A 19589-nucleotide genomic window follows, 5' to 3' on the forward strand; every position below is an offset into this window, starting at 1 on the left:
GTCAGCTCTTGACCTCTGTCATGTTCGGTGCACCCGGCCAGGTACCTGTCAGGTTCACGGTACGGGTGCCGCCTAGCCACTCGCTGGCAGGCGTGTTCCACCTCATCGACTTGCGAGTATTCGAGCCGATGTTGATGAACTCCGCAGTCAGCACCATTTCGGTGGCGGTCAGGGGGATTTCTCCGAAGCTGGCCGAGCTTCCACCGACCACGGTCCTTGAGTCTTCGACCGGGCCGGCCGGGGTTTGGTAGGACAGTGTGAGCTTTGTGGTGTAAGTGGTGAAGGACGATGCCTTGCTGTCCACCAGCAGGTTCAGTACGCCGATCTTGCCGACCCAGCTCGGGATCAGTACACGGCTGCCGGCGAACGAGGCAAAGGTATAGGCGACAGGCAGAGGTTCAGTTGCCACTTCACCGCTTTTGGCCGGCAGGGTATGCGTCTCGACTTCACTGGAGTTGCTGGTGAACACGTAGCTCGCCTTGCCTTTGCCGCTGATGCCGCCTTCACCGAGCAGGCGGTTCAGACCGCTTGCGCTGCCCGAAACGGTGAAGCTGGCCTTGCTCTTCTTCGCCGCTGCATTCAGGCCACTACTGGCGTAGATGACCGAGGTCACCACGCCAAACCCTTCAGAGATACCGCTGGCGGTGGCCATGTTCAACTTGCGCGCCTGGGCGAGCAGCCAATCGTACTGGTCGTCGAGGACGGTGAGGTTACTGATGGCATGCTCCCCGGCGATCGCAAACTCCGAAGTAATGGAATTTTCCTTGTCGAAGGTCCACTCCAGCGCGGCATCAGGTTTGACCTCGGCACCGGTACTCGGGTCAAAGATCACCCCCCCGACATTGGCGTTGATGCTCCTGCACGTCACACCCGTGGATTTGAAATCCCACTTGCGGCTTTGCTGATTCTTGCTGATCTCGACGCCGGGCAGGCAGTCGGCGACAAGCTTGAAGTCGCCGGAGTCGGTGTCGATGATGCCGACCGCGCCAGGCTTGATGGAGGTGTTGAGGCCCCAGTTGCCCCATATCGTGCGATAGGTACTACGCAGCAGGTCCGTGTAGATCCGGTTTCTTCTGATCGTCATTGTCATCACCTTGAAATGAAAAAGGCCGCCCTTGGGCGGCCGGATGACAGTAATGATCGAAAATGGGGGGCAGCAGCGGGAGCGCTTTCCCCCACCGGCTCGGCAGGTCAGGCGTTGGCCTGGCCAAACTCTACGTTCAGCTGGCGCGACAGGCACGGCCAGCGCTTCCAGGCTTCGCCTGTCTGTGGGCTGCGGAGGGTTTCGCGATACGCTTCCACCGACTCTGCGGCGAAGCTTTCGTCGTCCAGCATTTCATCCACCGAATGGTGCACTACCTCATCCAGCTGGTTGGCGAAGGTTTCGCCGATCAACTGGTGGGCGATCAGGTTGGCCACGGTGGTGTCGACCGGGATCAGGGGCTGCTGGAAGTGGCGGATGTACAGATCGTTGACCTCCTCCACCAGGCGGTGTGCAAGGTACGCCTCATCCAACAGGCAATCGAGGCCCACATGCCCCTGCATCACGCTCGGCGGCTGCAGGAAATAGGCTTCGGCAATTTTCAGCACTGGTTTGATCTGGGATTCGATCCCTGCTTCGCGGGACACGTTGTGGGCAGCTTCCAGCAGCTCCGGAACTTGATCGATGTAAGCGCTGACGAAGCGCGCCAAAGTACCCTGGGCGTCCTGCTCAGGCAGTTGGATCGAGGGGTGCAGGTGAGGCAGTTGCAGCTCGAGACGCTCCTTCAGTTGGCCGGTGCGGCGTTCGTGATCGTGGGCTTGGCTAATCTGCTCGCGTACAGCGGCGATGTTCATGACAACTCCAGGGACAAGACGTTTCAGACGGAAGACACTAAATTAGCTCGGTATACAGAATACCTAAGACGCATTTGTTATAAATCGCGCAAACGTGTGCGCAGTTCGGCATATCGCGATGCCAGTATTTTGCCATAACCCATCAAGCCCGGGCCTTTGCAGGCTTTTTCCTGATTCGTGAAGTTCATTTCACCGGTGCCGTTGCGTGCCATTGGTCGCTGTCTATACTCCGGTGGAACGTGATTCGTTGATGAGGCCCGACTGCTTTTGCAGGGGCTCGGTCGTCGAAGCCAGGTAGTCTTGACCGCCGTTCCCTCTTGCCGCAGGCCACGCCTCCGGGACTACAAGAACGAGAAGGGGAACCCGCAATGATGCGACATCCACATGTCTGGATGGGCCTCCTGTTGTGGTCGGTTTTTGGTCAGGCCAACGCCGCCTGGACAGTGAACATGCACCCGGGGGCGACGGAAGTCTCCAACGCCGTGTTCGACCTGCACATGACGATCTTCTGGATCTGCGTGATCATCGGCATCGTTGTGTTTGGTGCGATGTTCTGGTCCATGGTCATCCACCGCCGTTCCACTGGCCAGCAGCCTGCGCATTTCCACGAGCATACCTGGGTGGAAATCCTCTGGACCATCGTCCCTTTCCTGATACTGGTGGCCATGGCCATTCCAGCCACCAAGACCCTGATCGACATCTATGACGCCAGCGAATCGGACCTTGACATCCAGGTCACCGGCTACCAGTGGAAGTGGCACTACAAGTACCTGGGCCAGGATGTGGAATTCTTCAGCAACCTGGCCACCCCCTCCGATCAGATTCATAACAAGGCGCCCAAGGACGAGCATTACCTGCTCGAAGTGGACCAGCCGCTGGTGCTGCCGGTGGGTGCCAAGGTGCGCTTTCTGGTGACCGCCGCCGACGTCATCCACTCCTGGTGGGTGCCGGCCTTCGCGGTCAAGCGCGACGCCATCCCAGGCTTTGTCAACGAAGCCTGGGCCCGTATCGAGAAGCCCGGCATCTATCGCGGCCAGTGCACCGAGCTGTGCGGCAAGGACCACGGCTTCATGCCGGTGGTGGTCGAGGTCAAGTCCAAGGCCGATTACGACACCTGGCTCGGCGAGCGCAAGGCCGAGGCCGCCAAGCTCAAGGAACTGACCAGCAAGGACTGGACGCTCGAAGAGCTGGTCGAGCGTGGCGACAAGGTCTACCACACCACCTGCGTGGCCTGTCACCAGGCCGAGGGCCAGGGCCTGCCACCGATGTTCCCGGCGCTCAAAGGCTCGAAAGTGGCCACCGGGCCGAAGGAAGAACACCTGAGCACCGTGTACCACGGCCGCCCGGGCACGGCGATGGCCGCGTTCGGCAAGCAGCTTTCGGAAGTCGACATCGCCGCCGTGGTCACCTACGAGCGCAACGCCTGGGGCAACAACAAGGGCGACATGGTCACGCCGAAGGACGTGCTGGCGCTCAAGCAGGCAGAAGCCAAGTGAACCGGGTTTTGCGCGGCAATCAGCGGATTGCAGGAGACAGGACATGAGTGCAGTGATCGACGACCACGCCCAGGGCCATGACCACGCCCACGGCCCGGCCAAGGGCCTGATGCGCTGGGTGCTGACCACCAACCACAAGGACATCGGCACGATGTACCTGTGGTTCGCCTTCATGATGTTTCTGCTCGGCGGCTCGTTCGCCATGGTCATCCGCGCCGAGCTGTTCCAGCCCGGGCTGCAGATCGTGGAGCCTGCGTTCTTCAACCAGATGACCACCATGCATGGCCTGATCATGGTGTTCGGCGCGGTGATGCCGGCCTTCGTCGGCCTGGCCAACTGGATGATCCCACTGATGATCGGCGCGCCCGACATGGCCCTGCCGCGGATGAACAACTTCAGCTTCTGGCTGCTGCCGGCGGCCTTCCTGCTGCTGGTTTCGACCCTGTTCAGCCCGGGCGGCGGGCCGAATTTCGGCTGGACCTTCTACGCCCCGCTGTCGACCACCTACGCCCCGGCCAGCGTTACCTTCTTCATCTTTGCCATCCACCTGATGGGCATCAGCTCGATCATGGGCGCGATCAACGTGATCGCCACCATCCTCAACCTGCGCGCCCCGGGCATGACGCTGATGAAGATGCCGCTGTTCGTCTGGACCTGGTTGATCACCGCGTTCCTGCTGATCGCGGTGATGCCGGTGCTGGCCGGCGTGGTGACCATGATGCTGATGGATATCCACTTCGGCACCAGCTTCTTCAGCGCCGCCGGTGGGGGTGACCCGGTGCTGTTCCAGCATGTGTTCTGGTTCTTCGGCCACCCCGAGGTGTACATCATGATCCTGCCGGCTTTCGGCGCGGTCAGTTCGATCATCCCGGCGTTCTCGCGCAAGCCACTGTTTGGCTACACCTCCATGGTGTACGCCACCGGCGCCATTGCCTTCCTGTCGTTCATCGTCTGGGCCCACCACATGTTCGTGGTCGGCATCCCGGTGGTCGGCGAGCTGTTCTTCATGTACGCCACCATGCTGATCGCCGTGCCCACCGGGGTGAAGGTGTTCAACTGGGTCAGCACGATGTGGGAAGGCTCGTTGAGCTTCGAGACGCCGATGCTGTTCGCCATTGCCTTCGTCATCCTGTTCACCATCGGAGGTTTCTCCGGGCTGATGCTGGCCATCGCCCCGGCGGACTTCCAGTACCACGACACCTACTTCGTGGTGGCGCACTTCCACTATGTGCTGGTGCCCGGGGCGATTTTCGGCATCTTTGCCTCGGCCTACTACTGGCTACCGAAATGGACCGGCCACATGTATGACGAGACCCTCGGCAAGCTGCATTTCTGGCTGTCGTTCGTCGGCATGAACATGGCCTTCTTCCCCATGCATTTCGTGGGGCTGGCCGGGATGCCGCGGCGTATTCCCGACTACAACCTGCAGTTTGCCGACTTCAACATGGTGTCGTCGATCGGGGCCTTCCTGTTCGGCACCACGCAGCTGTTCTTCCTGTTCATCGTCATCAAGTGCATCCGTGGCGGCGCACCTGCCCCGGCCAAGCCCTGGGATGGCGCCGAGGGCCTGGAATGGTCGATCCCCTCGCCTGCGCCTTACCACACGTTCCAGACCCCACCGGAAGTGAAGTAGGAGCGCCGCCATGAAAGGCTCGTCGCTCAAGCGCCTGGTCTCCCGCCTGCTGCTGCTGACGGTGGTGATGTTCGGCTTTGGCTTCGCCCTGGTGCCCATGTATGACGTGATGTGCAAGGCATTCGGCATCAATGGCAAGACCGGCGGGCAATACGAGGGCAGCCAGGTCAGCGACCCGACGCGTTCGGTACGGGTGCAGTTCATGTCGACCAACGCCAGCGACATGGTCTGGGACTTCTACTCCACCGCCGACCAGCTTGAGGTCAACCCTGGGGCGGTGAACCAGATGATCTTCATTGCGCACAACCCGACCAACCGGCCGATGAGTGCGCAGGCGATACCCAGCATCACCCCGGCCGAGGCCGCGGCGTATTTCCACAAGACCGAGTGCTTCTGCTTTACCCAGCAGGTGCTGCAGCCCGGCGAACGCATCGAGATGCCGGTGCGCTTCATCGTCGACCGCGACCTGCCGGCCAGCGTGAAGCACCTGACACTGGCCTACACCTTGTTCGACATCACTGCGCGTCATCCGCCGGTCGCCCATGCCGCGGTACAGGACGTCCAGGGCGCCCGTTGAGGGAAGGAGAACAGCAATGGCAAGTCATGAGCATTACTATGTTCCGGCGCAGAGCAAGTGGCCGATCATTGCCACTATCGGCATGTTCATCACGGTGTTCGGCCTGGGCACCTGGTTCAACGACCTCAAGGCCGGCCACCCGTCGTCACACGGGCCGCTGATCTTCTTCGTCGGCGCGCTGTTCCTGGCCTACATGCTGTTCGGCTGGTTTGGCTCGGTAGTTCGCGAGAGCCGCGCCGGGCTGTACAGCCCGCAACTGGACCGCTCGTTCCGCTGGGGCATGAGCTGGTTCATCTTTTCGGAAGTGATGTTCTTCATGGCCTTCTTCGGTGCGCTGTTCTACGTGCGCGTGCTGGCCGGGCCCTGGCTAGGCGGTGAAGGGCACAAGGGCATCGCCCATATGCTGTGGCCGAGCTTCGAGTTCGCCTGGCCCTTGCTGCACACACCGGACCCGAAACTGTTCCCACCGCCCAAGGAAGTAATCAACCCGTGGCACCTGCCGCTGATCAACACCGTATTGTTGGTCAGCTCCAGCGTGACCATCACCATTGCTCACCACGCCCTGCGCCGTGACCACCGCGGCCCGCTGAAATTCTGGATGGCGCTGACCATTCTCCTGGGGCTCAGCTTCATCTCGCTGCAGGCCTACGAGTACCACGAGGCCTACACCAAGCTGGGGCTGACGCTGGGTTCGGGCATCTATGGCGCGACGTTCTTCATGCTCACGGGGTTCCACGGGGCCCACGTGACCTTGGGCACGATCATCCTGATCGTGATGTTCGTGCGCATCCTGCGCGGGCACTTCAACCCAGACAAACACTTCGGTTTCGAGGCAGCGAGCTGGTACTGGCACTTCGTCGATGTGGTGTGGGTGGGGCTGTTCATCTTCGTGTATGTGCTCTGACAGGCCATAGAGGGCCCTTTGTAGGAGCGGTGAAGTAGCTAGAACGGGGCGTGGGAGACCAACTGGCCACTGATGAAGCCCCAGGCGACCAGGCCGACGGTCAGGGCCGCCAGGGTCACTCGCACGGTCAGGGCCTTGAGCAGGCGGGTCGAGTGGTCGTCGTCCTTGACCAGGAACACCAGGCCACTGAACAGGCTGGCAACCGTGGCCAACAGCATCAGGACTATCGCGGCCTTGAGCATGGCGCTTCTCCGGGGGGATGCGGTGATGTGGATAAGTATAGCGAGGCGCCGGTGAGGCCGTTTCGTCCGGGCTGGATACCGACCTTGGTAGTGCTCGCGCTACTGCCGGGGCTGATCGCGCTCGGCTGCTGGCAGCTCAGCCGGGCCGAGCAGAAGCGCGTACTGCTGGCCACCTATGCCGAGCGCGAGGTCGATGCCCCGCTTGCAACCACCCAGTTGCTGCAGACGCAGGACGCCGCTTACCGCCGGGTGCACCTCTACGGCCGCTTTGACGCCCAGCACAGCCTGCTGCTGGACAACCGTATGCGTGACGGCCAGGCAGGTGTCGAGCTGCTGCAGCCCTTCCATGACCAGCCCAGCGGCCTGTGGCTGTTGGTCAACCGCGGCTGGCTGGCGTGGCCGGACCGCCGCGTACCGGTGCACTTCGACACGCCCGACCAAGCCCTGGCACTGAACGCGTCGGTGTATGTAGCGCCGGGCAGCACCTTCCAGCTGCACCCCGATCCGGTTGGCGGTCAGTGGCCGCACCTGCTCACCGCGGTCGACGCTGCTCAGTTGTGGCAGCAGCTTGATCGCGAAGGCTTCGCCCATGAAGTACGCCTGGAGCCTGGCCCGGCGGCTTATCGGCTGGACTGGCCGATAGTCGCCATGGGCCCGGAAAAACACCTCGGTTACGCCGTGCAATGGTTTGCGCTGGCCATCGCGCTGGTGCTGCTCTACCTCTATTTCGGCTGGCACAAAAACAAGGAGAAACAGCATGGCCACCGCCACTCCACTGGACCTGCCTGAACGTAGCAAGCCCAGAGCCCGCGGGCGTTTGCAGCTGATTCTGATTCTGCTGGTGGTGCTCGGCCCGATGATCCTGGCCACCTGCATGTACAAGCTCCAGTTCTGGGTGCCGGAGGGCCGCAGCTACCACGGTGCGATGATCGGCAACGGCGAGACCCGCACCGACATCGGCATTGCAGGTGAGGACCAACGTTGGCAACTGCTGGTCAGCGCACCCGCAGTTTGCGCCGAGGACTGTCAGCGCCTGGTGTACCTGGTGCGGCAGATCCAGGTAGGCCTGGGCCGTGACGCCAGCCGTGCCAGCCATGCGCTGGCTGCTGCCCAACCGTTGGGCAGCGATTACCAGGCGCTGCTGCAGCGCGAGTATCCGCAACTGCAACGCTACCCACTGGATGCCCAGCGCTACTTGCAGAAGGTTGGCGAGCCCGGCCCGCAGCTGTGGATTGTCGATCCGCACGGCAACCTGGTGCTGCGCTACGACGCCAAGGTCAACGGCAAGCACGTGCTCGACGACCTGCGTCACCTGCTCAAGCTGTCCAACATCGGCTAGGAGCCTGCCATGGCCAGACCTGGTTTCCGCATCGCTGTGTTCGCCACCCTGCTGGCGCTGCTGGTCGTCCTGCTCGGTGCCTACACCCGGCTGACCCACGCCGGGCTCGGCTGCCCCGACTGGCCTGGCTGCTATGGCTTCATCAGCGTGCCCAAGAGCGAAGCGCAGCTGGCCCATGCCGGACTGCACTTCCCTGACCATCCGGTGGAAGAAGCCAAGGGCTGGGCCGAAATGGTCCATCGCTACTTCGCCGGCTCCCTCGCCGTGGTGATCGCCCTGCTCGCCTTGCAGGCGGTGCGCCGGCATGCCCGCGATGGCCAGCCCTATCGCCTGCCCCTGTTGTTACTGGGCGTGGTGCTGGCGCAGGCGGCGTTTGGCATGTGGACCGTCACCCTCAAGTTGTGGCCTCAAGTGGTCACCGCGCACCTGCTGGGCGGTTTTACCACCTTGAGCTTGCTGTTTCTGCTGTCCCTGCGTCTGTCCCGGGCTTTTGCGCCCTTGCCGAAACTGCCGCTCAGCCTTCGGCGCATAGCCGCGCTGGCCTTGCTGGTGGTGATCGGCCAGATCGCCCTGGGTGGCTGGGTGAGTGCCAACTATGCGGCAGTCGCTTGTATCGACCTGCCCACCTGCCATGGCCAGTGGTGGCCGGCGGCAGACTTCAGCAACGGCTTCCACCTCACCCAGCATGTCGGCCCCAATTACCTGGGTGGGCAACTGGACAGCGATGCGCGCACGGCCATCCACATCAGCCATCGTTTGGGCGCGCTACTGGTGACTTGTGTATTGCTGATGCTCAGCTGGAAGCTGCACCGCTGTGGCCTCCCAGGCCTGTCGCGGCTGGTGTTGCTGGCGCTGGCAGTGCAAATCGGGCTGGGCGTCAGCAATGTGCTGTTCCACCTGCCGCTGGCCGTGGCAGTGGCGCATAACGCTGGAGGTGCCCTGCTGCTGCTGAGCATGGTGCTGGTGAACTACCGCATTCGCGTGGTCGACAAGGTGCGCGTCGGGGTTGGCCATGGCTGGCGCCTGCGGCCCGTGGCCGGGGTAAGCATCACCCACCACATGAGGAACGATTCGTGGCGACGCTTCTGAGCGCAAGGCGTTCCGGTTGGCGCGATTACCTGGAGCTGACCAAGCCCAAAGTGGTGGTGCTCATGCTGATCACCTCGCTGGCGGGCATGTTCCTGGCGACCCGCGCCGGGGTCAGCTGGAGCGTGCTGCTGTTCGGCAATTTGGGGATTGCCCTGTGCGCAGGCAGCGCAGCCGTGGTCAACCATGTAGTGGACCGGCGCATCGACGCGCTGATGGCGCGCACCCACAAACGCCCGTTGGCCCAAGGCCGAGTCGAGCCGTTGCCCGCATTGCTGTTCGCCCTGGCTCTGGCGCTGCTTGGCATGGCCCTGCTGCTGGTGTTCACCAACGCGCTGACTGCCTGGCTGACCCTGGCCTCCTTGCTCGGTTATGCAGTGCTTTATACCGGCTTTCTCAAGCGCGCCACGCCACAGAACATCGTCATTGGCGGCCTGGCCGGCGCCGCACCGCCGTTGCTGGGCTGGGTTGCAGTGAGCGGCCATATCAGCGCCGAGCCCCTGCTGCTGGTACTGATCATCTTCGCCTGGACGCCACCGCACTTCTGGGCCTTGGCCATCCACCGCAAGGAGGAATACGCCAAGGCCGATATCCCGATGCTGCCGGTGACCCACGGCGAGCGTTACACCAAGCTGCATATCCTGCTGTACAGCCTGATATTGCTGGCGGTGAGCCTGCTGCCGTATGCCATCCACATGAGCGGCCTGTTGTACCTGGCCTGTGCCCTGGCGCTGGGCCTGCGCTTCCTGCAATGGGCCTGGGTGTTGTACCGTGGCAGCCGGCCGCACGCGGCGATCGGAACCTTCAAGTACTCCATCGGTTACCTGTTCGCGCTGTTCATCGCGTTGCTCGTTGACCACTACCTGTTGCTGAATCTATGACTCGAACCCAGAAAACCGTCTTCATCCTCGTCGCCCTGGTCGCGCTGATCCTGGGCCTTACCGTCAACAAAGTGCTCAATGGCCGTGGCCAGCTCAACCCGACCGAGCTGATCGACGCCGGCATCATTCTCTTGCCGCAGAGCCGCGCGGTGGCCGACGTGACCATGACCAATCAGGATGGCCAGCCGGTGCAACTGGACGACCTCAAGGGTAAGTGGTCGCTGCTGTTCTTTGGCTACACCTACTGCCCGGACATCTGCCCGACCACCCTGGCCCAGTTGCGCCAGGTGAAGAGCGAGCTGCCCAAAGAGGCCGTGGACCGGCTGCAGGTGGTGCTGGTGAGTGTGGACCCGAACCGCGATACGCCGAACCAGCTGAAGCAGTACCTGGGCTATTTCGACAAGGATTTCGTCGGGGTGGCGGGGTCGATCGAGGATACCCAGAAACTGGCCAATGCCTTGAGCATTCCGTTCATCCCGGCGGATACCAGCAAGCCGGGGTATACCGTTGACCACAGCGGCAACCTGGCGGTCGTCGGGCCGGATGGGCGCCAGCGCGGGTTCATTCGTGCGCCGTTCAACAACCAGAAGCTGGTGGCGCAGTTGCCCGGTCTGGTGAAACGGGATTGAGTGGCCTGTAAAAGCTTCGCGGGTAAACCCGCTCCCACAGGGGTAGCACAAGGCTCAAAGCCTGTGCCGTACCTGTGGTAGCCGGTTTACCCGCGAAGCATCCCGCGCGATATGACGGCTTAGAAGGCCGGAACCACAGCGCCTTTGTACTTCTCGTTGATGAACTGCTTCACCTCAGGCGAATGCAGCGCTGCTGCCAGCTTCTTCATGTCATCCGAGTCCTTGTTGTCCGGGCGGGCAACCAGGATGTTCACGTACGGCGAGTCGCTGCCTTCGATGGCCAGCGCGTCCTTCTCAGGGTTCAGCTTGGCTTCCAACGCATAGTTGGTGTTGATCAGGGCGATATCGACCTGGGTCAGCACGCGCGGGATGGTGGCCGCTTCCAGCTCACGGAACTTCACGCTTTTCGGGTTCTCGGCAACGTCCTTCACGGTAGACAGGATGTTGGTGTTGTCCTTGAGCTTGATCACGCCGGCCTTGTCCAGCAGCAGCAGTGCGCGGCCACCGTTGGTGGCGTCGTTGGGGATGACCACCGTGGCGCCGGAGGACAGCTCGTCGAGCTTCTTGATCTTTGCCGAATACACGCCCAGCGGCTCGATGTGCACGCCGGCAACGCTGACCAGGTTGGTGCCCTTGGCCTTGTTGAATTCATCCAGGTACGGCTGGTGCTGGAAGAAGTTGGCATCCAGGCGCTTTTCGGCGACTTGCACGTTCGGCTGGATGTAGTCGGTGAACTCCTTCACCTTGAGGTTGACGCCCTCTTTCGCCAGTTGCGGTTTGACGAAGTTGAGGATCTCGGCGTGCGGCACCGGGGTGGCCGCGACGGAAAGATCACCGGCGTGGGCCGAGAAGGCCGCAACGGCGGCAGCGACAGCAAGCAGCTTCTTCATGAATCACTCCTTGTGAGGGCCGCGACGGCCCCCGAACGGGTCGGCCGGGCCGACCCCATTGGGGTTACTTACGGGAAAAATGCACGACCAGTTTGTCGCCCACGCTCTGCAGGACTTGAACCAGGACCAGCAGCAGCACCACGGTGACCACCATCACGTCGGTCTGGAAGCGCTGGTAGCCGAAGCGGATGGCCAGGTCGCCCAAGCCGCCAGCGCCGACCACACCGGCCATGGCGGTGTACGACACCAGGGTGATGGCGGTGACGGTAATCGCCGCGAAGATGCCCGGGCGGGCTTCTGGCAGCAGTGCGCTGGTAATGATCTGGCGGGTGGTGGCGCCCATCGACTGGGTGGCCTCGATGATGCCGCGGTCCACTTCACGCAGGGCGGTTTCCACCAGGCGCGCAAAGAACGGCGTGGCCCCCACCACCAGCGGCGGGATGGCGCCGGCGACACCCAGCGAGGTGCCGGTGATCAGCACGGTGAACGGGATCATCACGATCAGCAGGATGATGAACGGCAGCGAGCGCAGGATGTTGACCACCAGCGACAGCAGCGCGTACACGCCCTTCTGCTCGAACATCTGCTTCGGCCCGCAGAGGAACAGCAGCACGCCCAGCGGCAGGCCGAGCAGCACGGTGAAGAACAGCGAGCCGAACAGCATGATCATGGTATCGACGGTGGCCAGCCAGATTTCGGCCCAGTCGACGTTGGCGAAGAAATTCAGGGCGTCCATCAACGCAGTACCTCCATATGTACGTCAGCTGCCTTGAAGCGGGCGAACGCCGCTTCCATGTCACCGCCGATCAGGGCGAGGGTGAGCTGGCCATAGGGGACATCCTTGATGCGGTCGATACGCCCGGCGAGGATGCTGTAATCCACACCGGTTTCGCGGGCCACGGTGCCCAGCAGTGGGGCGTAAGTGGCGTCGCCCTGGAAGGTCAGGCGCACGATGCGGCCTGGCACGTGGGCAAAGTCGTCGCGCTGCTCGCCTTCGTCGACCTGCTCGTCTTCCTGGACGAAGCGCTTGGTGGTCGGATGCTGCGGGTGCAGGAACACCTCGGCCACCGAGCCTTGCTCGACGATCTGGCCGGCATCCATCACCGCCACGCGGTCGCAGACCCGTCGGATCACGTCCATTTCGTGGGTGATCAGCACGATGGTCAGCTTCAGCTCACGGTTGATCTCGGCCAGCAGCTGCAGCACCGAAGCGGTGGTCTGCGGGTCGAGGGCGCTTGTGGCTTCGTCGCACAGCAGGATCTTCGGGTTGGTGGACAGCGCCCGGGCGATGCCGACGCGCTGCTTCTGCCCGCCGGAAAGCTGGGCCGGGTATTTCTTCGCGTGGTCCTGCAGGCCGACGCGGGCCAGCAGCTCGGTGACGCGCTTGTCGATCTCGCTGCGCGACAGCTCGCCTGCCAGGGTCAACGGCAGGGCGACGTTGTCGGCGACCGTCTTGGAAGCCAGCAGGTTGAAGTGCTGGAAGATCATCCCGACCTGCTGACGGAAGCCGCGCAGCTGGCTGGCGTTGAACGCGGTGACGTCTTCGCCGTCGACGATGATCGTGCCGCCGGAAGGTTCTTCGAGGCGGTTGATCAGGCGCAGCATGGTGCTCTTGCCGGCGCCGGAATGGCCGATCAGGCCGAACACCTGGCCATTTTCGATGGTCAGGCTGGTCGGATTCAGCGCGGGGATTTCCCTACCGGCAACGCGGTAGGTTTTATGTACCTGTTGGAACTCGATCACGTAGCGAACCTTGTGGGGCGCATGGAATTTGGGGCAGCGGTTAGCTGGGGTCGCGCATTTTAGCCTTTTCCCATAGCTGTTCTTAGCATTTATTTCGTAATGCACCAATCCTTCGGGCATATCGCGACAACCGGTAATCCTGATTGAACGCTCGACAGTGCCCTCCAGTCACTACTTGAACAAGCCCGACACGGGCACGCCTGAAGACTGATGAGGAGAGCCGACCATGCCCAGCAAGAAGACGGACGCGCCCAAGCACAGCGAGGCCGCCGGTACCCAGACCCCTGACCGGGCCAACACCAACGCCAAGCTGCAAAGCCTGGAAACATTTCGCAGCGACGCAACCGGGCAGGCACTGCGTACCAACCAAGGTGTGAAAATCGCAGACAACCAGAACAGCCTGAAAGCCGGCGCACGCGGGCCGTCGCTGCTCGAAGACTTCATCATGCGCGAGAAGATCACCCACTTTGACCACGAGCGCATTCCTGAACGCATCGTCCACGCCCGCGGCACTGGTGCCCATGGCTACTTCCAGAGCTATGGCTGCCATGCCGAGCTGACCAAAGCCGGATTCCTGCAGGACCCTGAGAAAATCACCCCGGTGTTCGTGCGCTTTTCAACGGTGCAGGGCCCGCGTGGCTCAGGGGACACAGTGCGCGATGTGCGCGGTTTTGCCGTCAAGTTCTACACCGATGAAGGTAATTTCGACCTGGTTGGCAACAATATGCCGGTGTTTTTCATCCAGGATGCGATCAAGTTCCCCGACTTCGTGCATGCGGTCAAACCCGAACCGCACAATGAGATGCCTACCGGCGGCTCGGCTCACGACACCTTCTGGGACTTCGTCTCGCTGGTGCCGGAGTCTGCGCACATGGTGATCTGGGCCATGTCCGACCGCGCCATTCCACGTAGCCTGCGGATGATGGAGGGCTTTGGCGTGCACACCTTCCGCATGATCAATGCCGAGGGCGTGGCCAGTTTCGTCAAGTTCCACTGGAAGCCCCGCCAGGGCGTGCACTCGGTGCTGTGGGACGAGGCGCAAAAGCTTGCAGGCAAGGACACTGACTATCACCGCCGTGACCTCTGGGATGCGATCGAGACCGGGGATTACCCTGAGTGGGAGCTGGGCGTGCAGATCGTGCCTGAGGCCGATGAACACAAGTTCGACTTCGACCTGCTCGACCCGACCAAGCTCATCCCGGAGGAGTTGGTACCCGTCACCCCGCTGGGCAAGATGGTGCTCAACCGCAACCCCGACAACTTTTTTGCCGAGACCGAGCAAGTGGCGTTCTGCCCGGGGCATATCGTGCCTGGCATCGATTTCAGCAACGACCCGTTGCTGCAGGGCCGGCTGTTCTCCTACACCGATACCCAGATCAGCCGCCTCGGTGGCCCCAACTTCCATGAGATCCCGATCAACCGCCCAGTGGCCCCGAACCACAGCAGCCAGCGCGATGCCATGCACCGCATGACTATCGACAAGGGCCGGGCTTCGTATGAGCCCAATTCCATCGATGGCGGCTGGCCCAAAGAGACGCCGCCTGCCGCGCAGGACGGTGGCTTCGAGAGTTATCAGGAGCGCATCGATGCGCACAAGATCCGCCAGCGCAGCGAATCGTTCGGCGACCACTTCTCCCAGGCACGGCTGTTCTTCCAGAGCATGAGCGCGACCGAGCAGCAGCACATCATCAAGGCTTACAGCTTTGAATTGGGCAAGGTGGAGCGTGAGAGCATCCGCCAGCGTGAGGTGAACGAGATCCTCGCCAATATCGACCTGAAGCTGGCGGCGGCGGTGGCGGCTAACCTCGGGCTGCCGGCGCCGAAGCAGGGAACGGTGCAGGTGAAAGGTAGCAACCCCGCGCAGTCAAAGGCGTTGAGCCAGATGAACCACCCTGGTGATGTGGGTATCAAGGGGCGCAAGATTGCAGTGTTGGTCGCCGATGGTGTGGATGGCGCAAGTGTCGACAAGCTGGTCAAGGCGCTGGAAGCCGAAAGCGCACGGCCAATGCTTCTGGGGCCGACTTCGGCGCCGGTGAAGACGGCGGATGGCAAGGCGTTGCCGGTAGATGCGTCGATGGAGGGGATGCCGTCGATCATGTTCGACGGGATTGTCGTGCCCAAGGGGGTGGACAAGGCCTTGGGCTCCAGTGGGCTGGCGAAGCACTTTCTGCTGGAGGGCTACAAGCATCTGAAGGCAATGGTGTTGACCAAGGAGCTGGCGAAGGAGCTTGGGCTCAAGGAGGACAAGGGGTTGCTGCTTGGGGATGAGCAGAAGGTGGTGGATGCCTTTGTCAAAGCAGTTGAAGGGCACCGGGTGTGGGAGCGGGAAGCTGCTGCTGAGGCTGTGCCGGCCTAGGGGGCTGCTTTGCAGCCCTCTCGCGACGCAAGGCCGCTCCTACAGGAAATCGCAAGTCCTTGTAGGCGCGCCTTGCCGGGGCGCCGGACTGATCGGAAAGGGGCGCGTAGCGCCCCAGATTCTCAACGCTGATGCGGGACCAGCACCACCTGCGCCGGCATCGACCGCTGGATCTCATGCTTCTGTTTCAGCTCGAAACCGCTGTCGAGCTTGTGCACGCGCTTCTCCAGCAGGTTCTTGAGCCAAGGCGCATCCTGCGTGCGCGGCACCTGGAACACCACCTCGCACTGGTAATTGACCACGTCCTTGGCAATTTCGTCGAGCTGGCGGCGCATCGCCCGAATGTCGGTGGTCTTCAGTGCAATCACGGTGCTCGGCGCCGTCGGGTCGATCACACGCGCCTGTGGCTTGGCCTCGGCAGCCTTCAAGGCCGCTTCTGCCTTTTCCAGTTCTGCCTTGCGCGCCTGGGTCACGGCATCGCCGCCGGTCACCGCCGGTGCCTGTGGCATCAACGCCCGGGCCCGTGCCAGCGCGGTGGCGGCAGCATTGACGTCGCCCTTCTGCAGCACAATCTGGCTACGTTTCAGATAGGCCTCGGCCAGCTGGCGCTGGTTTTGCTCCAGGCGAGCATCATCGGGCGACTGCGCCTGCAGCGCCGCCAGCTGGTCTTCGGCGGTGGCCAGCTCGTTGCTGGCGATACTCTGTTGCAGCTGCTGCCAGGCATCGGCTTGGGCAGGTGCATCGGCCTGCTCGACCGGCGCGCTGGAACACGCGGCCAGGAACAGGGAAAACGCGGCAACAAGCAGATAACGAGATGCGAACGGCTTCATTCCTGCGACTCTCTATTTGCGCAAAAAGCGAGCAAGTCTACACCCAGGTGCGCACGCTCGAAAATAAGTCTTACAGACCCTTTACCCGTGAAAAGGTTGCAAGGTGCACCTGTGTGCACCCTGATTTTCAACGTTTTGGCAGGGCCAGGCTCAGCAAGAATAGCACCGCCGCGCAGACCACGATCGATGGCCCGGCCGGGGTGTCCTTGAACCAGGACATGGCCAGGCCACCGCACACCGAGGTAATGCCGATCAGCGTTGCGGCCAGCGCCATCTGCTCTGGCGAGCGGGCGTGACGCTGCGCGGCGGCGGCAGGAATGATCAGCAGCGATGTGATCAGCAATACACCGACGATCTTCATGGCTACGGCGATCACCACGGCGATCAACAACATCAGCGCCATGCGCAGGCCGGCCACGGGCAGCCCCTCGACCATGGCCAGTTCTTCGTGCACGGTGATGGCCAGCAACGGCCGCCACAGCGCGGCGAGCAGCAGCAGGACCAGTGCGCTGCCGCCGAGGATCCAGGCCAGGTCGGTGGTGCTGATGGCCAGCAGGTCGCCGAACAGGTAGGCCATCAGGTCGATGCGCACGTCATGCATGAAACTCAGCACCACCAGGCCCAGCGACAGGGTGCTGGGGGCGAGGATGCCGAGCAGGGTGTCGGAGGCCAATGGCTGGCGTTGCTGCAAGGTCACCAGCAGGATTGCCAGCAGCAGGCAGCCCACGGTCACCGCCAGGGCCGGGCTCACATCCAGCACGAAGCCCATGGCCACGCCCAGCAGCGCGGCATGGGACAGGGTATCGCCGAAGTAGGCCATGCGCCGCCACACCACGAATGAGCCGAGTGGGCCCGCGACCACTGCCAGGGACAAACCCGCAAGCAAGGCGTAAAGAAGAAAATCAGCCATGCTTGCAGTGCTCTCCGTGAACATGGGCGCCAGGGGCGACGACCGAGCCGTGCAGGTCATGGCTGTGGTCGTGATGGTGGTGATAGACGGCCAGGCTTGGGGCGTTCTGGCCGAACAGTTCGACAAAGGCGGGGTCGTTGCTGACTTGCTCGGGGTGGCCCGAGCAGCACACGTGGCGGTTCAGGCAGACCACCTGGTCGGTGGCGCTCATCACCAGGTGCAGGTCGTGGGAGACCATCAGCACGCCGCAGCCGTGGCGGTCGCGCAGGCGTGTGATCAGGTTGTACAGCTCGGTCTGGCCGACTACGTCGACGCCCTGCACGGGCTCGTCGAGCACCAGCAGCTGTGGCTCGCGCAGCAGCGCCCGGGCCAGCAGCACGCGCTGCATCTCGCCGCCGGAGATGGTCTGGATCGGGCTGTCGATGACCTGTTCAGCACCGACTTCCTGCAGTGCCGACAAGGCAGCCGCACGGTCTACCCCGGGTACCAGGCGCAAGAAGCGCAATACCGAAAGCGGCAGCGTGGCGTCCACCTGAATCTTTTGCGGCATGTAGCCGATGCGCAGCTTCGGCTTGCGCCAGACCTTGCCGCGGTGCGGTTTGAGCAGCCCGAGCACGGCGCGCACCAGGGTGGTCTTGCCGGCGCCGTTGGGGCCGATCAGGGTAACGATCTGGCCGGGCGCCACTGAAAGGTCGATGCTGTCGAGCACGGCCTCGCCGCCAAAGCTGACGCCGACCTGCTCGAGGCGGATCAGGGCGTCGCTCATGCCGCGCTCCGGCAGTTGGCGCACAGGCCGACGATTTCCACCGTCTGGGTTTCGACGCTGAAGCCCACGCCCTTGGCGCTGTTGATAATGGCGTCGCTGATGCTGTCCTGCTCCAGTTCGATAGCCACGTGGCACACACGGCAGATCAGGAACTGGCCTTGGTGCGCGTGCTCCGGGTGGCTGCAGCCGATGAAGGCGTTGAGCGAGGCGATGCGGTGAACGAGGCCGTTTTCCAGGAGGAAGTCCAGGGCGCGGTACACGGTGGGCGGCGCGGCGCGGCGGCCATCCTGCTCGCTGAGCACGGCAAGGATGTCGTAGGCACCCAGCGGCTTGTGGCTCTGCCACACCAGCTCCAGCACACGCCGGCGCAGTGCCGTCAGGCGCAGGCCCTGGCGCGTGCACAGGGCATCGGCTTCGGACAAGGCGCTGTGCACGCAATGGGAATGATCGTGGGGACGGTGAGCCAGCGGCGTGATGGACATGGGCAGCGACGGTTCTGGATGGAGACGTTATTATGTTACCTGTTTCTGACGAGTCGAGTATTCATCGTGTCCCGATTCCTTGTGCTTTTTGTCGCTTTCATCGCCTGCTCGGCACAGGCCGACGTGCGTGTGCTGACCAGTATCAAACCCCTGCAGCAGATAGCAGCCGCCGTGCAGGATGGCGTGGGCAGCCCGGATGTGCTGTTGCCGCCGGGCGCTTCGCCGCATCACTACGCCCTGCGCCCTTCCGATGTACGCAAGGTGGGCGATGCCGACCTGCTGTACTGGATCGGCCCAGACATGGAGAACTTCCTGCCACGGGTGCTGGGCAGCCGCAGCAAACCGACAGTGGCCGTGCAGTCGCTGGCCGGCATGAAGCTGCGTCACTTTGGCCAGGACAGCCATTCCCATGAGGAGGAGGGTCAGGACGACCACGACCATGATCACCGCCCGGGCAGCCTGGATGCGCACCTGTGGCTGTCGTCGGTCAACGCCCGTGTGATTGCGGCGAAGATGGCGGCTGACCTGGCAGCGGCCGACCCGGCCAATGCCGCGCACTACCAGAGCAACCTGAAGGCCTTCACCGAGCGCCTGGATGCCCTGGATGCGCGGATCAAGGCGCGGGTGGCCGGTATCGCTGGCAAGCCCTACTTCGTGTTCCACGAAGCGTTTGATTACTTCGAGTCAGCCTATGGCCTGCAGCACACGGGCGTGTTCAGTGTGGCGTCCGAGGTGCAGCCGGGCGCGCAGCATGTGGCTGCGATGCGCAAGCGCCTCCAGGAAGTGGGCAAGACGTGTGTGTTCAGCGAGCCGCCGCTGCGGCCGCGCCTGGCCGAGACGTTGACGGCCGGGCTTCCGGTGCGCTTGGCGGAGCTGGATGCCCTGGGTGGCACAGATCCGGTGGATGCCAAGGGCTACGAGCGACTGCTCGAGAAGCTCGGTGGTGACCTGGCTGGGTGCCTGGAAAAACTCTAAGGCGGGATGCGACC

Annotated in this window: 22 protein-coding genes; 11 read left to right on the top strand and 11 right to left on the bottom strand. The window is 62.9% G+C overall.

The window, feature by feature from the left end; translation table 11 throughout:
* Position 1 precedes the first annotated feature (1 nt).
* From APH27_RS02120 to APH27_RS26740, 3 genes are all read right to left on the bottom strand, one after another.
* Positions 2-1084 (bottom strand): hypothetical protein, encoded by a 1083-nt coding sequence (locus APH27_RS02120; RefSeq protein ID WP_060483854.1) that lies wholly within the window; start codon positions 1082-1084, stop codon positions 2-4.
* 107 nt (positions 1085-1191) lie between these two features.
* Positions 1192-1836, bottom strand: a complete 645-nt coding sequence (locus tag APH27_RS02125; protein ID WP_060483855.1) for a hypothetical protein — start codon at positions 1834-1836, stop codon at positions 1192-1194.
* Between the two features lie 77 nt (positions 1837-1913).
* Positions 1914-2048, bottom strand: coding sequence for a hypothetical protein (locus APH27_RS26740; protein WP_256250544.1), 135 nt, complete (start codon positions 2046-2048; stop codon positions 1914-1916).
* 156 nt (positions 2049-2204) lie between these two features.
* On the opposite strand from APH27_RS26740, the gene coxB reads away from it, so the two are divergent.
* From coxB to APH27_RS02145, 4 genes are read left to right on the top strand one after another with little or no spacing between them, the layout of a single operon-like run.
* Entirely contained in the window at positions 2205-3332 is a 1128-nt protein-coding gene (coxB, locus tag APH27_RS02130; protein WP_060483856.1) for a cytochrome c oxidase subunit II, read from the top strand.
* Between the two features lie 43 nt (positions 3333-3375).
* Entirely contained in the window at positions 3376-4965 is a 1590-nt protein-coding gene (gene ctaD, locus APH27_RS02135; RefSeq protein ID WP_060483857.1) for a cytochrome c oxidase subunit I, read from the top strand.
* Between the two features lie 10 nt (positions 4966-4975).
* Positions 4976-5542, top strand: coding sequence for a cytochrome c oxidase assembly protein (locus tag APH27_RS02140; protein ID WP_027917169.1), 567 nt, complete (start codon positions 4976-4978; stop codon positions 5540-5542).
* Positions 5543-5558: 16 nt separating this feature from the next.
* Entirely contained in the window at positions 5559-6446 is an 888-nt protein-coding gene (locus APH27_RS02145; protein ID WP_027917170.1) for a cytochrome c oxidase subunit 3, read from the top strand.
* Between the two features lie 38 nt (positions 6447-6484).
* Here the strand turns inward: APH27_RS02145 and APH27_RS02150 are convergent, their stop codons facing one another.
* The gene (locus APH27_RS02150; protein ID WP_027917171.1) at positions 6485-6688 is read right to left on the bottom strand and encodes a twin transmembrane helix small protein; all 204 of its coding nucleotides are present in this window, start codon (positions 6686-6688) and stop codon (positions 6485-6487) included.
* Between the two features lie 51 nt (positions 6689-6739).
* Between APH27_RS02150 and APH27_RS02155 the strand changes: the two genes are divergently transcribed.
* Genes APH27_RS02155 through APH27_RS02175 form a run of 5 tightly spaced genes read left to right on the top strand, consistent with a single transcriptional unit; the run spans position 6740 to position 10623 of the window.
* Complete coding sequence (locus APH27_RS02155; RefSeq protein ID WP_060483882.1) at positions 6740-7477, top strand: SURF1 family protein; 738 nt, start codon at positions 6740-6742, stop codon at positions 7475-7477.
* Positions 7446-8027 carry a hypothetical protein gene (locus APH27_RS02160; RefSeq protein ID WP_060483858.1) on the top strand — a complete coding sequence of 194 codons (582 nt, stop codon included), beginning with the start codon at positions 7446-7448 and terminating at the stop codon, positions 8025-8027. The genes APH27_RS02155 and APH27_RS02160 overlap by 32 nt, the downstream gene beginning before the upstream one ends.
* Positions 8028-8036: 9 nt before the next feature.
* Positions 8037-9116, top strand: coding sequence for a heme A synthase (locus tag APH27_RS02165; RefSeq protein ID WP_027917174.1), 1080 nt, complete (start codon positions 8037-8039; stop codon positions 9114-9116).
* Positions 9101-9994 carry a heme o synthase gene (gene cyoE / locus APH27_RS02170; protein WP_060483859.1) on the top strand — a complete coding sequence of 298 codons (894 nt, stop codon included), beginning with the start codon at positions 9101-9103 and terminating at the stop codon, positions 9992-9994. The genes APH27_RS02165 and cyoE overlap by 16 nt, the downstream gene beginning before the upstream one ends.
* Entirely contained in the window at positions 9991-10623 is a 633-nt protein-coding gene (locus tag APH27_RS02175; protein WP_027917176.1) for an SCO family protein, read from the top strand. Before cyoE ends, APH27_RS02175 begins: the two co-directional genes overlap by 4 nt.
* Positions 10624-10742: 119 nt before the next feature.
* Here APH27_RS02175 and APH27_RS02180 read toward each other — a convergent pair whose 3' ends face one another.
* From APH27_RS02180 to APH27_RS02190, 3 genes are all read right to left on the bottom strand, one after another.
* The gene (locus APH27_RS02180; protein WP_027917177.1) at positions 10743-11513 is read right to left on the bottom strand and encodes a MetQ/NlpA family ABC transporter substrate-binding protein; all 771 of its coding nucleotides are present in this window, start codon (positions 11511-11513) and stop codon (positions 10743-10745) included.
* 64 nt (positions 11514-11577) lie between these two features.
* Complete coding sequence (locus APH27_RS02185; RefSeq protein WP_010951513.1) at positions 11578-12249, bottom strand: methionine ABC transporter permease; 672 nt, start codon at positions 12247-12249, stop codon at positions 11578-11580.
* A complete protein-coding gene (locus APH27_RS02190) occupies positions 12249-13256 on the bottom strand; it encodes a methionine ABC transporter ATP-binding protein (protein ID WP_027917178.1) in 1008 nt (335 codons plus the stop codon). The genes APH27_RS02185 and APH27_RS02190 overlap by 1 nt, the downstream gene beginning before the upstream one ends.
* A gap of 226 nt (positions 13257-13482) precedes the next feature.
* Here APH27_RS02190 and katE point away from each other — a divergent pair, with 226 nt between their 5' ends.
* Positions 13483-15612 (top strand): catalase HPII, encoded by a 2130-nt coding sequence (katE, locus tag APH27_RS02195; RefSeq protein ID WP_027917179.1) that lies wholly within the window; start codon positions 13483-13485, stop codon positions 15610-15612.
* 122 nt (positions 15613-15734) lie between these two features.
* Here katE and APH27_RS02200 read toward each other — a convergent pair whose 3' ends face one another.
* The 4 genes from APH27_RS02200 to zur all read right to left on the bottom strand — a co-directional run bounded on the left by APH27_RS02200 (position 15735) and on the right by zur (position 18600).
* Entirely contained in the window at positions 15735-16442 is a 708-nt protein-coding gene (locus APH27_RS02200) for a PA5502 family lipoprotein (RefSeq protein WP_027917180.1), read from the bottom strand.
* Positions 16443-16569: 127 nt separating this feature from the next.
* The gene (gene znuB / locus APH27_RS02205) at positions 16570-17352 is read right to left on the bottom strand and encodes a zinc ABC transporter permease subunit ZnuB (RefSeq protein ID WP_027917181.1); all 783 of its coding nucleotides are present in this window, start codon (positions 17350-17352) and stop codon (positions 16570-16572) included.
* On the bottom strand, positions 17345-18118 hold the full coding sequence (znuC, locus tag APH27_RS02210) for a zinc ABC transporter ATP-binding protein ZnuC (protein ID WP_060483860.1): 774 nt from the start codon (positions 18116-18118) through the stop codon (positions 17345-17347). The genes znuB and znuC overlap by 8 nt, the downstream gene beginning before the upstream one ends.
* A complete protein-coding gene (gene zur, locus APH27_RS02215) occupies positions 18115-18600 on the bottom strand; it encodes a zinc uptake transcriptional repressor Zur (RefSeq protein ID WP_027917183.1) in 486 nt (161 codons plus the stop codon). The genes znuC and zur overlap by 4 nt, the downstream gene beginning before the upstream one ends.
* An 18-nt stretch (positions 18601-18618) precedes the next feature.
* On the opposite strand from zur, the gene APH27_RS02220 reads away from it, so the two are divergent.
* Positions 18619-19575, top strand: coding sequence for a zinc ABC transporter substrate-binding protein (locus APH27_RS02220; protein WP_060483861.1), 957 nt, complete (start codon positions 18619-18621; stop codon positions 19573-19575).
* The last annotated feature ends 14 nt before the right edge of the window (positions 19576-19589 follow it).

Origin of the sequence: Pseudomonas sp. NBRC 111123 (assembly GCF_001320205.1) — a bacterium.
Classification (GTDB): Bacteria; Pseudomonadota; Gammaproteobacteria; order Pseudomonadales; family Pseudomonadaceae; genus Aquipseudomonas; species Aquipseudomonas putida_J.

Bases quoted from the DNA above. Each gene is read 5' to 3' on its own strand.
- katE (WP_027917179.1), top strand. From the start codon at position 13,483: ATGCCCAGCAAGAAGACGGACGCGCCCAAGCACAGCGAGGCCGCCGGT.
- APH27_RS02140 (WP_027917169.1), top strand. From the start codon at position 4,976: ATGAAAGGCTCGTCGCTCAAGCGCCTGGTCTCCCGCCTGCTGCTGCTG.
- APH27_RS02160 (WP_060483858.1), top strand. From the start codon at position 7,446: ATGGCCACCGCCACTCCACTGGACCTGCCTGAACGTAGCAAGCCCAGA.
- APH27_RS02180 (WP_027917177.1), bottom strand. From the start codon at position 11,513: ATGAAGAAGCTGCTTGCTGTCGCTGCCGCCGTTGCGGCCTTCTCGGCC.
- APH27_RS02145 (WP_027917170.1), top strand. From the start codon at position 5,559: ATGGCAAGTCATGAGCATTACTATGTTCCGGCGCAGAGCAAGTGGCCG.
- APH27_RS02125 (WP_060483855.1), bottom strand. From the start codon at position 1,836: ATGAACATCGCCGCTGTACGCGAGCAGATTAGCCAAGCCCACGATCAC.
- coxB (WP_060483856.1), top strand. From the start codon at position 2,205: ATGATGCGACATCCACATGTCTGGATGGGCCTCCTGTTGTGGTCGGTT.
- APH27_RS02120 (WP_060483854.1), bottom strand. From the start codon at position 1,084: ATGACGATCAGAAGAAACCGGATCTACACGGACCTGCTGCGTAGTACC.
- APH27_RS02165 (WP_027917174.1), top strand. From the start codon at position 8,037: ATGGCCAGACCTGGTTTCCGCATCGCTGTGTTCGCCACCCTGCTGGCG.
- APH27_RS02175 (WP_027917176.1), top strand. From the start codon at position 9,991: ATGACTCGAACCCAGAAAACCGTCTTCATCCTCGTCGCCCTGGTCGCG.
- zur (WP_027917183.1), bottom strand. From the start codon at position 18,600: ATGTCCATCACGCCGCTGGCTCACCGTCCCCACGATCATTCCCATTGC.
- APH27_RS26740 (WP_256250544.1), bottom strand. From the start codon at position 2,048: ATGGCACGCAACGGCACCGGTGAAATGAACTTCACGAATCAGGAAAAA.
- APH27_RS02200 (WP_027917180.1), bottom strand. From the start codon at position 16,442: ATGAAGCCGTTCGCATCTCGTTATCTGCTTGTTGCCGCGTTTTCCCTG.
- APH27_RS02150 (WP_027917171.1), bottom strand. From the start codon at position 6,688: ATGCTCAAGGCCGCGATAGTCCTGATGCTGTTGGCCACGGTTGCCAGC.
- znuB (WP_027917181.1), bottom strand. From the start codon at position 17,352: ATGGCTGATTTTCTTCTTTACGCCTTGCTTGCGGGTTTGTCCCTGGCA.
- APH27_RS02185 (WP_010951513.1), bottom strand. From the start codon at position 12,249: ATGGACGCCCTGAATTTCTTCGCCAACGTCGACTGGGCCGAAATCTGG.
- ctaD (WP_060483857.1), top strand. From the start codon at position 3,376: ATGAGTGCAGTGATCGACGACCACGCCCAGGGCCATGACCACGCCCAC.
- APH27_RS02220 (WP_060483861.1), top strand. From the start codon at position 18,619: ATGGAGACGTTATTATGTTACCTGTTTCTGACGAGTCGAGTATTCATC.
- znuC (WP_060483860.1), bottom strand. From the start codon at position 18,118: ATGAGCGACGCCCTGATCCGCCTCGAGCAGGTCGGCGTCAGCTTTGGC.